10 protein-coding genes are annotated in these 12045 nt (G+C 63.4%); 3 read left to right on the forward strand and 7 right to left on the reverse strand.

Annotation, left to right across the window (positions count from 1 at the left end; translation table 11 throughout):
• Window position 1: 1 nt before the first annotated feature.
• The 7 genes from QX070_RS14585 to QX070_RS14615 all read right to left on the reverse strand — a co-directional run bounded on the left by QX070_RS14585 (window position 2) and on the right by QX070_RS14615 (window position 8128).
• The gene (locus QX070_RS14585; RefSeq protein ID WP_315737693.1) at window positions 2–655 is read right to left on the reverse strand and encodes a response regulator transcription factor; all 654 of its coding nucleotides are present in this window, start codon (window positions 653–655) and stop codon (window positions 2–4) included.
• A gap of 64 nt (window positions 656–719) precedes the next feature.
• Window positions 720–2039, reverse strand: a complete 1320-nt coding sequence (ccmI, locus tag QX070_RS14590; RefSeq protein WP_315737694.1) for a c-type cytochrome biogenesis protein CcmI — start codon at window positions 2037–2039, stop codon at window positions 720–722.
• On the reverse strand, window positions 2036–2548 hold the full coding sequence (locus QX070_RS14595; protein ID WP_315737695.1) for a cytochrome c-type biogenesis protein: 513 nt from the start codon (window positions 2546–2548) through the stop codon (window positions 2036–2038). Before QX070_RS14595 ends, ccmI begins: the two co-directional genes overlap by 4 nt.
• Window positions 2545–3081, reverse strand: a complete 537-nt coding sequence (locus tag QX070_RS14600; RefSeq protein WP_315737696.1) for a DsbE family thiol:disulfide interchange protein — start codon at window positions 3079–3081, stop codon at window positions 2545–2547. The genes QX070_RS14595 and QX070_RS14600 overlap by 4 nt, the downstream gene beginning before the upstream one ends.
• Window positions 3082–3089: 8 nt before the next feature.
• The gene (locus tag QX070_RS14605) at window positions 3090–5078 is read right to left on the reverse strand and encodes a heme lyase CcmF/NrfE family subunit (RefSeq protein ID WP_315737697.1); all 1989 of its coding nucleotides are present in this window, start codon (window positions 5076–5078) and stop codon (window positions 3090–3092) included.
• A gap of 298 nt (window positions 5079–5376) precedes the next feature.
• Complete coding sequence (locus QX070_RS14610; protein ID WP_315737698.1) at window positions 5377–6900, reverse strand: ankyrin repeat domain-containing protein; 1524 nt, start codon at window positions 6898–6900, stop codon at window positions 5377–5379.
• Window positions 6887–8128, reverse strand: coding sequence for an NAD(P)-binding domain-containing protein (locus QX070_RS14615; RefSeq protein ID WP_315737699.1), 1242 nt, complete (start codon window positions 8126–8128; stop codon window positions 6887–6889). The genes QX070_RS14610 and QX070_RS14615 overlap by 14 nt, the downstream gene beginning before the upstream one ends.
• A gap of 392 nt (window positions 8129–8520) precedes the next feature.
• On the opposite strand from QX070_RS14615, the gene QX070_RS14620 reads away from it, so the two are divergent.
• The 3 genes from QX070_RS14620 to QX070_RS14630 all read left to right on the forward strand — a co-directional run.
• Complete coding sequence (locus QX070_RS14620; protein ID WP_315737700.1) at window positions 8521–9426, forward strand: pyridine nucleotide-disulfide oxidoreductase; 906 nt, start codon at window positions 8521–8523, stop codon at window positions 9424–9426.
• A 12-nt stretch (window positions 9427–9438) separates the two neighbouring features.
• On the forward strand, window positions 9439–10797 hold the full coding sequence (locus tag QX070_RS14625) for a cytochrome c3 family protein (RefSeq protein ID WP_315737701.1): 1359 nt from the start codon (window positions 9439–9441) through the stop codon (window positions 10795–10797).
• 488 nt (window positions 10798–11285) lie between these two features.
• The coding region (locus QX070_RS14630; RefSeq protein ID WP_409999166.1) for a hypothetical protein at window positions 11286–12045 on the forward strand (760 nt) is incomplete at its 3' end.

Raw genomic sequence — 12045 nt, forward strand, 5'->3', positions numbered from 1 at the left:
TCTATCCGAAGCGATATCCCATGCCTCTGACGGTGCGAATGCAATCACGCCCCAGCTTTCTCCTGAGCCGGGCAATGTAGACTTCGACCGTATTGGAGTCGCGATGGTCGCTGCTCGGATAGATGTGCTCCAGTAGCTCGGTCTGCGACACGATATGATCGGCGCGGCGCATGAGGAGCTCGAGGACGCGCAACTCGAGTGCAGTCAGGTCGACGATCTGCCCGTCCTTCTTGACCAGGCCAGCCGCCGCGTTGAATTCGATCTGCCGGAGGCGGAGCACGGCCTCCGGTCTGCTGGAGACCCGACGGAGCAGCGATTTGACCCGCGCGACCAGCTCCTGCGCCTTGAAGGGCTTTTCGAGATAGTCGTCCGCGCCAGCGTTCAGGCCGTTGACACGCTCGGCCCAGCCGCTGCGGGCCGACAGGATCAGCACCGGCAGCGTGTGCCCGGTATGACGCCAGCGTTGCAGCACGTCGAGGCCCGAAATGCACGGCAGGCCGAGGTCGAGGACCGCGGCATCATAGGGCTGGCTGTTGCCCAGCATCCAGCCCTGCTTGCCATCGGTGGCGAGATCCGCCTCGAAACCGGCATCGGCCAAGCTTTCCCTGATGCGCTCCGCGTAGACGGGCTCGTCCTCTATGAGCAGAATGCGCATTGCCATTCCTCCGGTTGCCGAACGGGTTCCGACGATGATGACACGCGGATCGGGCCCTCGAACGTTATGGATTGATTCCGAGCTCTCTGGCTGCGTCAGCTATGCGCGTGCGCTCCGGGACGTCCTCCGCGAAGACCGACAGTGCGCGTTGCAGCGACTGTTTCGCCGCTTCGACCTCGCCCAGCACGACCCGCGAGCGGATCAACTTGATCCAGCCTTCTACATCGCGCGGTGATTGTTCGAGGCGGCTTGCAAGGCCATCCACCATGCCGCGGATCATGAGGTTGCGGTCCTGTGTGGACATGCTTTCGGCCTTGCGGATGTCCTCGGCGCGGGGGCCGCGCGGCTCCGCCGGCTCGGTCGCCGCCGTCTTGCCGGAGCGCAGGAGCTCCTGCATGCGCTCGGCGGACAGGTTCGGCCGGGCAGGCGATGGCGAGCCGTCATCCTCCCCGAGCTCGCGACGAAGCGCGCCGAGTCGCTGCTTGAGATCGGGCAGCCACGGCTCGTTCGGATCGGCCTCCGATACGATCGCCGTCCAGTCGGCCATCGCACCCCGTTTGTCGCCCTCCTGCTCTTTCACGACGCCGATGAAGAAGCGGGCGCGCGCGTCCTTGGGATCCAGTTTGAGTGCTTCGTCGAAATCCGCGCGGGCTTCGGACGTGACGGTGCCGTCTGCGGCCCGCACCAGCGCTTCGCCGCGCGCGCTGCGGTATTCGGCCGAGCCCGGCCGCAGCTCCATCGCGCGCGCATAGGCCTGTGCCGCCTCTGCAAAGCGCTCGATGTTGAACAGCGACCAGCCCAGCAGCCGCCATCCGTCGGCATCCTTGGGATTCCGCTCCAGTCTGGTCTGCACACGCTGGATCATCTCTTCGACCGGCGGCAGTCCGCTGCCCTGCTGCGGCCGGTCGCGACCGTCCTGGCTGGCCATCTGCTCCAATGACGCGATGGCCCGGGTGCCGGCGTCGGATCGCGCTTCGCCAACCGACCTCGCCGTCGTGCTGCTGGCGGTCTGGCCCGGCGCGGCTGCGGGGACATCCGGATTTCCGATGACCGCGTACAGGATGACGGAGCCGAACACCACCGTCATCGTGACGACGGCGAGCGCAAATTTTCGTTCGGAGCTGGTGAGGGAGGGCGCCGGCGGCTGTTCGGCGGCGGCTGCGGCGAGAATGCGCCGCTTGATCTCGCTGGCCGCGTTCTCGCCATCCGACTTGTCGATCAAGCCCCGTGCGGTTTCGTTCTCGATCTCGCGGAGCTGATCGTGGTGGACGGCGAGTCCCTGAGCCGAAGCCAACCGTCTCCGCTCGTAGTTGCGGATGAAGGGCGTCGATATCAGCACGGCGGCCACGGAAATCATCGCCGTCAGGATCAGCCATAGCATCATGAAAGGCTCCGTCGATCGAGGATCGCCTCGATGGCTTTGAGTTCGTCGGCGCTGAGCGGAGCGACGTGCTCCGCTCCGAGCGCGGTCGCATTGGCTGCCGCGCGGCGCACGTAGCGGCCGAAGCCGACGATGGCCGCCAGCAGCGCCAGGAGCGGGCCGATCCACAGCGGGATCGTATTCCACTGCAAGGGAGGCTTGAGCAGGACGAAGTTGCCGTAGCGTGCGACCAGGAAGTCCACCGCCTGCCGGTCGCTGTCGCCGGCCTGCAGGCGGTCGCGCAGCAGAACCCTCAGATCATGCGCCAATGGAGCGTTCGAATCGTCGATGCTTTGATTCTGACAAACGACGCAGCGCAACTCCTGGCCCAGCGCGCGCGCACGGGCCTCCAGCCCCTCATCCCGCAGCATTTCGTCCGGAAGCACCGCACGGGACGGCGACAAGGTCGCCGTCAGCACGAGCGAGCTGACGAGCAGCGCTCCGGTTAATCCCTTCATCCGCCGGCAGCTCATGACTCGCTCCTGAGTGCCTTCAGCAGAGGTTCGAAATCGTCACGCCATACATCTTCGGTCAGCGGGCCGGGATAGCGGTAGCGGATGCGGCCGGCCCGATCGATCACGAAGGTTTCGGGAACGCCGGTCACGCCGAGGTCGATGCCGGCCCGGCCGGACTCATCGGAGCCGACACGGGCATAGGGACTGCCATGCTTGGCAAGCCAGCGTTTGCCGTCGTTCCGATCGTCCTTCCAGTTCAGTCCGTAGATCGGGATGGCGGAGCTCTCCGCGAGCTTGAGCAGCATCGGGTGCTCGACGCGGCATCCGGGACACCAGGATGCGAACACGTTGAGCAGGACCACATCGCCCTGCAGATCGGTACTGGCAAGACCGCCGCCCTTGCCGTCGAGCGACGCGAGCTGGAAGCGCGGCGTCGGCTTGTCGATCAGGGTCGAGGGCATTCGCCGCGGATCGTTGGTCAGGCTGAAAGCCAATCCAGCGGCCAGTGCGGCGAAGGCCACGAGAGGTATGAGATAGGGTAGGCGCGGCATATCTCGTCCTATTCAGCAGGAACGGCAGTCGGTACGGCCCGCATCGCCCGTCGCGGAGCACCGACACGAAATCTCCGGTCGGCCAGCGAGATGAAGCCGCCGCAAGCCATCATCAGTGCGCCGATCCAGACCAGCGGCACCAGAGGGTGATAGTAGCAGCGCACCGCCCACGCGCCTTTGTCGTCGGGGTCGCCGAGCGTCACATAGACGTTCCAGATCAGGTTGGTTCGAATGCCGGCGGCGGTCGTCTGCTGCTGTCTGACGGGATAGAAGCGGCGCTCGCTGGAAAGCTGCGTGAACGGCTTTCCGTTCCGCGTGATGTCGAACGAGCCACGCTCGGCTTCGTAGTTGGGGCCCGGAAATTTTCCGATCGAGCGCAACTTGATGTCATAGCCCGCGAGCTGCAGGCTCTGGCCCGGCCGCAGCATCTGCACCTTCTCGGAGGCCCACGCGGTCATCCCGGTAATGCCTGCGACGGTGACGCCCATTCCCGCATGGGCCAGCACCAGGCCGTAGACCGCGAGCGGGGTGGTGCGCGCGAGGTTGAGCGAGGTCGCCAAGGGAGTCGTCGTGCCGAGGCGCACGCGATGAGCCAGCACCATCAACGAGCCGATCACGAGCCAGACGGCGATGCCGAAGAAGAATGCGACTAGGAAACGCTGTCCGAACGTCGCGACGAGGATTGCGACGGCGACGAATGCCGCAAGCCCCCCGGCCAGACGGAGCCGTTGCAGCGCCGCAACGAGGAGATCGCGCTTCCATTTCAGAGCCGGGCCGATCACCATGGCAAGCAGCAGCGGAACCATGATCGGAACGAACGTCAAGTTGTAGTAGGGAGGGCCGACCGAGATCTTGTCGTTCCCGAGCATGTCGACGAGGAGCGGGTAGAACGTGCCGAGAAACACGGTGGCCACGGCTGCGGTGAGCAGCACATTGTTGAGGACGAGGCCGCTCTCGCGGCTGACCGCTGCAAACAGCGCGCCGTGCTTCAGGCTTGGCGCCCGGATCGCATACAGCGTCAATGCCCCGCCGGTCGCTACCAGGATCAGCGCCAGGATGAATGCGCCACGCGACGGGTCCTGTGCGAAGGCATGAACGCTGGTGAGCACGCCGGACCTCACCAGGAAAGTCCCGATCAGGCTCAATGAGAAGGTCACGATCCCCAGCAGGATCGTCCAGCTCTGGAGGGCGCTCCGACGCTCGACCACAAGGGCGGAATGCAGCAGCGCAGTCCCTGCAAGCCACGGCATGAAGGAGGCGTTCTCGACGGGGTCCCAGAACCACCAGCCGCCCCAGCCGAGCGTGTAGTACGCCCATGCGCTGCCCAGCGTGATTCCAATCGTGAGAAAGCACCAGGCGGCGAGCACCCACGGTCGAACCCAGCGGGCCCAGCCGGCATCGACCTTTCCCTCGATCAGCGCGGCGACCGAGAACGAGAACGCCATCGAGAAGCCGACGTAACCCAGGTACAGAAATGGTGGATGAAAGGCGAGGCCGGGATCCTGCAGAATCGGATTCAGTCCGTTGCCTTCGAGGGGAGCATCGACCAGCCGCGCGAACGGATTCGAGGTCGAGACGATGAACGCCAGAAAGCCGAGACCGATCATGCCGTGCACGCCGAGAACGTTGCTCTGCAGCCGCTCGGGAAGGTTCGTTCCGAACAATGCTACTGCCGCGCCGAACAAGGAGAGGATCAGGACCCACAACAGCATGGATCCCTCATGGTTTCCCCAGACTCCGGAGACCTTGTAGAGCAGCGGCTTCAGCGTGTGCGAGTTCGCTGCGACGACCTGGACTGAAAAGTCGGAGTGGACGAACAGCGACGTCAGGCACGCGAATGCGATCGCAACGAAGAGAAACTGAGTCAGGGCAGCGTGACGAACGAAGCCGGCGATCATCGCGGATTGACGACGCAGCGCTGCGAACGGAACGATCGACTGTACCAGCGACACGATGAGCGCGAGAATGAGCGCAAACGATCCGGCCTCCGCTGTCATGTAGTATCTCCGACTGCAGCGGATATTCCTGCAGCTAACTATCAAGTGTCTGTGATGCGTCGACAATCAATGCGCCGAATGAGGCATCATTTGTACGGAAAGATGATGATCCATCGACGCGTATCGTCGTGAAATTGCAACTCATTCTCACTCACTGCCGGAGAACGGTATCATCGGTCGTCTCGGCACGGAGCGTTGTATTCGTTGGTAAATAGCGGTCGAATCGTCTGCGGCGCCATGGAACAGCGAACGCTGCGTCGACCGCATGATGGGCAGGAAGGCGAAACGAGATCGGCTGCTATTCCAGAAGCTTGGCAATATCGCTGTGACCGCTGGCGGCGGCGATGTCCGTGGCACGTTCGCGCCGCTTGTTCCTCAATTGCTTTTCGGCGCCGGCGGCCAGAAGGCTTTGCGCAATGCCGATGTCTCCCTCATGGGCCGCCATCATCAACGCGCTCATGCCCTGGCCGTTGCGCGCGTTCGGATCGGCCTTGCGCCTGAGAAGTTCACCGACGACATCGGCAAGGCCGGCGCGCGCAGCGAGGATGAGAGCGGTATTTCCGCCTCTTGTCGCGCGTTTCGGATCGGCGCCGTGGTCCAACAGAAGCAGCGAGGCCGCGGCGCTGCGGCCTTCGATTGCATTCAGCAACGGCGTCTTGTCGTCGGCGTCAGCGCGGTTGACGTCCGCACCTGCGCGGATCAGTTGCCCGATCGCTTGCGTATTGCCATTGCCGGCCGCGTGCCAAAGTGCGGTGCGGCCCTGCCCATCGGCGGCGTTGAGGTCGGATCTCTGAACGAGTTGCCGATCGAGCGGGCCATTGGTGCACGACGCGACCGCGATCATGAGTGGGGTCCGGCCGTCTGCCAACGGAGGCAGGCTGCCGGAAGCGCCGTCGAGGAGCGCGGCGATAGCGGCACCATTGCAGCGGCTGAGTGCCATCAGCAGTGCGGTCGCGCCATCCGCACGCGCTGCAGATGGGTCGGCCGCCTTTGTCAGCAGCAATTTGATGATGTCTCCATGATCCTTGTCCGCTGCCAGCATCAACGGCGTGTCGCCGCGCCGGTTGCCGGTGTTCGGGTTGGCTCCCGAGGCGAGCAGGAGCTCCACCAGCCGAAGATGCCCGGCGGCCGCGGCGATCGCCAGAGGCGTATCGCCGTCCTGGTTGACCGCGTTGACGTCAGCCTTCGCAGCGATGAGCTGGCGCATCGGATCGAGCTGGCCGCGCAGGGCGGCGTCGATGATGGCCGGATGGCCGTTTCGCATTGCGGCCTGCGCATCGAGCGTCGGCGCGGGCCTGCGCGCAGTTTCCCGCTCCGGCTCCCTGGCGCGCGGGCGCGCGTTTCGATTGGCCGTATCGGCCAGCAACTGCTCGGCGGGCTGATAACCGGCCGCAGCCGATTTACGCAGCCAATCCCGCGCCCGGTCGGGATCGGCGGGCGTTCCGCGTCCTGCGAGCCACATCGCTGCGACATTGTACTGTGCCTTGACGTGTCCTTTCCTTGCACTTGCCTCCATCCATTTGAACGCCAGCGCGTCGTCTGATTTGGTGCCGAGGCCGGCGCGGTAGAGTGATGCAAGGCGGTACTGCGCCTCTGGATCCCCGGCGATGGCCGCGCGCTCGAGCAGCTTCAGTGCTTCCTCGGGACGTCCGGCCCGGATTGCCGCGTCCGCAGCCTGGCTCGTGCCGGGGACTTCGGAGCTCGCGCCCGCTGGATTGCCGCCCAGCACCGCCGTGTCGCCGGCCAGGGCGACCGATGGTACGGTCAAGCTGACGAGACAGATCAGCGGGAGGATGACAGGAGAGGATTTATGCCGTGCCATACTTCGTCTCGACCTCGATACCCATGCTCTTCAGGAACGCCGTCGGCAGAATGCCGCCGACGCACACGATGACGGCATCGTTTCGGATCGTGCTCGTCCTACCATCGGCATCGATCTCGACGTCGTCACCGCCAACTCGTTTGACTGACGAATTGTACATGACGTGGAGCCGTCCCGATTGGGCGGCTGCTTCCGTCCGTTGACGGTTCTTCAGTTTGGCGCGACTGAACGAGTCGCTGCGATGGGAGAGAGTCACCGTCGTTCCGGGCTCGTCGGCGATGGAGCAGGCGGCTTCCAGCGCGGCGTCGCCGCCACCGACGACGAGCACGTGCTGGCCGCGATACTGTTCGGGGTCGATCAGTCGATAGACGACCTTGGTCTGCTCTTCGCCCGGGACGTCCAGCTTGCGCGGTGTTCCGCGTCGTCCGATTGCCAAGAGCACCGCATGCGTTCTGTAGCTGCTGCAGTTCGTCTTGACGTCGAAGCCATCGCCGACGCGGGCGACCGCTTCGACGCGCTCGCCGACGTTCACCTTGAGGCGGGACTTGTGCACGATGCTCATGAAGAACTCGATCAGCTTCTCCTTGCTGAGCTCTCTGAAGTTGAATTTACCTGCGAGCGGCAGCGTGAAGGGAGCGGTCATCACCAGCTTGCCGCGGGGGAAGTGCGCGACGGTGCCGCCGAGCGAGTCCTGTTCGAGGGTGACGAAGCGCAGCCGATGCTGCAGGCAGGCGAGACTGGCGGAGAGTCCGGCCGGACCGCAGCCGACGATCACGACGTCGAGCATGTCCGACTTGCCGATGTTCTTGATCTTGCGGACGGAGTCGATCGCCTGGCGTCCCTGCTCGATGGCGTTTCGCACCAGCCCCATCCCGCCGAGCTCTCCCGCGATGAAGATGCCGGGCACATTGGTCTGAAACGCCTCGTCCACGTTTGGAATGTCAATGCCGCGCGTTTCGGTGCCAAACACCAGCGTGATGGCATTCACGGGACACACCGCCTTGCAGGCGCCGTGTCCAATGCAATGCGAAGGCTCGACGAGCGCCGCCTTGCCGCCGATCAGGCCGAGAATGTCGCCCTCCGGACACGCCCTGACGCATGAGCCACAGCCGATGCACAAGGCGGGATCGATGATGGGGTGGAGCGATGCCGGTTCGAGAAGACCGGCGTCCTTGGCGGCCGAGAGCTTCGCGACGCTCTTTATTTCTTTACGCTTGCGCACGGCCATGTAGGTGGCCCAGACGCCGAGCATCGGCGCGGCGTAGACGATCAGGAGATCGAGCGCCATGTCCTCTCTTTCCCCTTCTTAAGTCCTGACAGTAGGCGGCAGCAGGTGCCGGCTGTGGTGGCCGCCCGGAAAGGTCGGCCGCATCGCTAGATGCAAATTCGTCTCAACAGATGCCGACATAGAAATTCCAGAATGATTTGTAGTTTTGCGGACAAGGAGTAGTTCATTCGTTGAACAGATGCCGTCGGCGGAAATATGGCTCGCACTGATCTCACACGAATGATGTCAGTGCCGGAGGACGCAACAGTTATTTGCAAGTGGTTATCAGGAAGGAATCTCTCGACTGAGATCCGGAGATCCGCAGGCAAGCCGGACATTCGCCCATCCGGCATTTGGGTTTCACAGGAAGCGTCGAGAACATGAGCAGAACAGCAGTCGTTCGCGCGAACGGCGATCCTCTTCGAGGAACCATCCCGGTCATCGTCACACTTCTCGTTGTCGCAGCGATCGGCATCGGATGGCTGCAGAAGGAGGAGGAGTATATTACGCCGGGATCGGGGACCGGCTACTGGCTCGGAATATACGGCAGCGTCGCGATGCTATCGTTGCTGGCCTATTCGATGCGCAAGCGCTTCAAGTCGCTCCGCGGGATCGGCTCGGTGCCATTCTGGTTCAAAACGCACATGCTGCTGGGCGTCGTTGGCCCCGTGCTGATCCTGTTTCATGCCAACTTCAAGCTGGGAGCACTCAACAGCAACGTGGCATTCTTTGCCATGTTGATCGTTGCGATCAGCGGCGTGATCGGCCGGTATATCTACGGCAAGATCCACATGGGTCTTCATGGTGGAAGGGCGCGCATCAAGGAGCTGCTTGCGGAAGCCGAGGCGATGAGGATGGAGCTCGGTCAGGAGATGCAGGCAGCGTCATTCGTGTCGCGGGAGTTGGCTGCCTTCAGCAAGGGGCTCGACAACAGGGTGCCGCGAACTGCGCTGGGGAGCCTGCGGACGGGGGCGATCATCGCGGCGCGGACGAGGCGGCTGCGTGCCAACGTGGTTGCGGAAGCGCGCCGGCTCATTCGCGCCGAAGCCAAGCGTGCGCGATGGTCGTGGTTCGAGCGGCGACGGCGCGAGAAGCGAATCGAAGAAGTCGTGCGGAGGTACACCGCTGCGGTGCGGAAGGCCGCCGAACTGACATTTTTCGAACGGCTATTTTCGCTGTGGCACGTTCTGCATCTGCCGCTGTTTTTTCTCATGCTGCTGGCGGGTTTCGTTCATGTCTGGGCCGTCCATCACTATTGACGGAGTTTCGTGATGAGGTGGCGCCTAGCGGCGGTTGTCGCTGTCATGGTCGGTGTTGCGCTGCTGTCGGCCGGGCTTCGAGCGCAGACGTTGCTTGAAAAACTGGTCATGCCGGGCCCGCTGGCCGAGAAGCATGCCAAGCTCGAAAGCGAATGCGGAAAGTGCCACGAAGCCTTCACGCGGAAGGCGCAGTCGGGCCTCTGCCTCGATTGCCACAAGGAGATTGCAGTCGATCGCAGGCAGCATGAGCGCCTGCATGGACGCGAGCAGGCGGCGCTGACCCAGGAGTGCAGGCAGTGTCACACCGACCACAAGGGGCGTGGAACCGACATCGTCCAGCTCGACAAGGAAACATTCAACCACGACATGACGAACTACAGGCTGGTCGATGCGCACAAGAACGTTCCTTGTGCTGGATGTCATGTCGCGAAGGTGAAGTTCCGCAACACGCCCTCGACCTGCTTCGAGTGTCACAAGGCGCTCGATCCTCATCGCGGCCGGCTCGGTGAGCGCTGCGAGAACTGCCACACGGCGGTGAAATGGCGCGCGACCAAGGAATTCGATCACACGAAGACCAGGTTTCCCCTCGTGGGCGCCCACAAGTCGGTCGCTTGTGCAACGTGCCACTCCGGCCAGCAATACAAGGATCTGCAGACGTCGTGCGGCTCATGCCACCGTCTTCAGGACGTCCATGCCGGCCGCTTCGGCGACAAGTGCGAGACGTGTCACGATCAGGAGAAGTGGAAGACGGGCCGCTTCAATCACGACAAGACCCGCTTCCCGTTGCGAAATGCGCATGCCAAGGTGAAGTGTGAGAGCTGCCATACGGGTGATCTCTATCGGGACAAGCTCGCGACGTCATGCGTGTCCTGTCACCGCAAGCAGGACCCGCATCAGGGTAAGCTCGGCGAACGTTGCGAGACCTGCCATAGCGATGCGGGCTGGCGGAAGAGGCTCTCCTTCGATCACGAGATTACGCGTTTTCCGTTGATAGGTCTGCACAAGTCGGTGCCTTGCGAGGAGTGCCACCGGACGCCGACCTACAAGAATACGCCGATGGCCTGTGAGAGCTGCCACAAGGATTTCCACCAGGGGAAGCTCGGAGGACGGTGCGCCAGTTGTCACAATCCGAATGGGTGGCGGCTGTGGCGCTTTGATCACGCGCGGCAGACACGATTCCCGCTGGTTGGTGTCCACCAGAAGATCACGTGCGAGGCCTGCCACAAGGCCAAGTCGCCGCCGGATCTGAAGTTGCCGATGGATTGCTTCAGCTGTCATCGCAGCTCGGACGTGCACAATGGCACTTTCGGTCAGACGTGCGAGCGCTGCCATGTCGCAACGGGATGGCGCAACGTTCAGATCAGGAACTGATTCGGACGGCTGCGCTGGCCGCATCGGTCGTCCGACATCGTGTCGAGCTGACATCAGCTCGCAACAGTTATCAGTTCGCCTGCAGGTCAACGGTTTGCGCGATGCGCTTGCGAGAACCTCGTGAGCGAAGGACGCCAGAAACATTACCACCATTCAGCTTGAGTTCAGCTTGGCCCAGTTTTGGGCCAGCTTTGCCGGTCTATGAAGCCCTGTGTTGGGCGTGACGCTGCGTGATCTGGCTGATGACTTGGTCGCCGCCGATCAACGTAGCGCTCGATTGAGGGGGCCGGGGGCGTTCCGAGTGTTCGGTAGCAGGGAAGGCATGCTGCCGGGCCGTTTGGGGAGGAAATCCGCAGGAGTGTCTTGGGTTTGTTGGGGCGACCGGCGAGCAGCGGGCCGCTCAAGGGTTTCGGCTGGATTCGGGGTGACCGGTCTCCGTTGAATATTCGGATGGCGATCGAGTCGAGAGTGAAGATCGGGAGTTTGAGTTGAGCAGCTGCTACAGCAAGCGGGGGCTGTTGGCGCAAGCATCGCACTATGTGGCGCGGTGGTTGCTTGCCGGTATGCTGCTCGCTCTGGCGCTGGCAGGGCACGCTGCTGCGCAGAGTTCATTCGATCATGTCTCGACCGGGTTTCCGCTGACCGGAAGCCATGTTGGAGTGGAGTGCTCGTCCTGCCACGTCGGTGGGCGGTTCAAGGGCACGCAGACGCAGTGCGCCAGTTGCCACAACGGCGCTCAGACGGCCGGCATGTCGGTCAACCATCCGATGACCACGAGGCGCTGTGAGAGCTGCCATCAGACTTCGACATGGAAGGACGTTCGGGCGATCGATCATACCCAGGCGAAAGCGTCGTGTACGACCTGCCACAACGGCGTGATGGCACGGGGCAAGTCGAAGAACCACATCACGACGGCGGCGCCATGCGATGTGTGCCACAGGTCGACGGCGAGTTTCCGCATCAGAATGAAGATGGACCACGCCGGCATCGTCGCCGGTTGCGCCAACTGCCACAACGGGACGACGGCGCGCGGCAAGTCCAGCAATCATCTCCAGACCAATCTGCCGTGCGAGTCCTGTCACACCAGCACGGCCAGCTTCGGTGGCGCGGCGTTCAAGCATGCCGCCACCGACACCAACTGCGCGACCTGCCACAACGGCAAGACGGCGCAGGGCATGACGACGCCGCCGCACATCCCGACCGGGACGCTGCAGTGCTCGAACTGCCACAGCAACACCGCGGCGAGCT

The sequence above is a fragment of the Bradyrhizobium sp. SZCCHNR1093 genome (assembly GCF_032381175.1).
GTDB lineage: Bacteria > Pseudomonadota > Alphaproteobacteria > Rhizobiales > Xanthobacteraceae > Bradyrhizobium.

Coding starts and splice junctions, on each gene's coding strand:
- QX070_RS14585 (WP_315737693.1), bottom strand. CDS start 655: ATGCGCATTCTGCTCATAGAGGACGAGCCCGTCTACGCGGAGCGCATC.
- ccmI (WP_315737694.1), bottom strand. CDS start 2,039: ATGATGCTATGGCTGATCCTGACGGCGATGATTTCCGTGGCCGCCGTG.
- QX070_RS14595 (WP_315737695.1), bottom strand. CDS start 2,548: ATGAGCTGCCGGCGGATGAAGGGATTAACCGGAGCGCTGCTCGTCAGC.
- QX070_RS14600 (WP_315737696.1), bottom strand. CDS start 3,081: ATGCCGCGCCTACCCTATCTCATACCTCTCGTGGCCTTCGCCGCACTG.
- QX070_RS14605 (WP_315737697.1), bottom strand. CDS start 5,078: ATGACAGCGGAGGCCGGATCGTTTGCGCTCATTCTCGCGCTCATCGTG.
- QX070_RS14610 (WP_315737698.1), bottom strand. CDS start 6,900: ATGGCACGGCATAAATCCTCTCCTGTCATCCTCCCGCTGATCTGTCTC.
- QX070_RS14615 (WP_315737699.1), bottom strand. CDS start 8,128: ATGGCCGTGCGCAAGCGTAAAGAAATAAAGAGCGTCGCGAAGCTCTCG.
- QX070_RS14625 (WP_315737701.1), top strand. CDS start 9,439: ATGAGGTGGCGCCTAGCGGCGGTTGTCGCTGTCATGGTCGGTGTTGCG.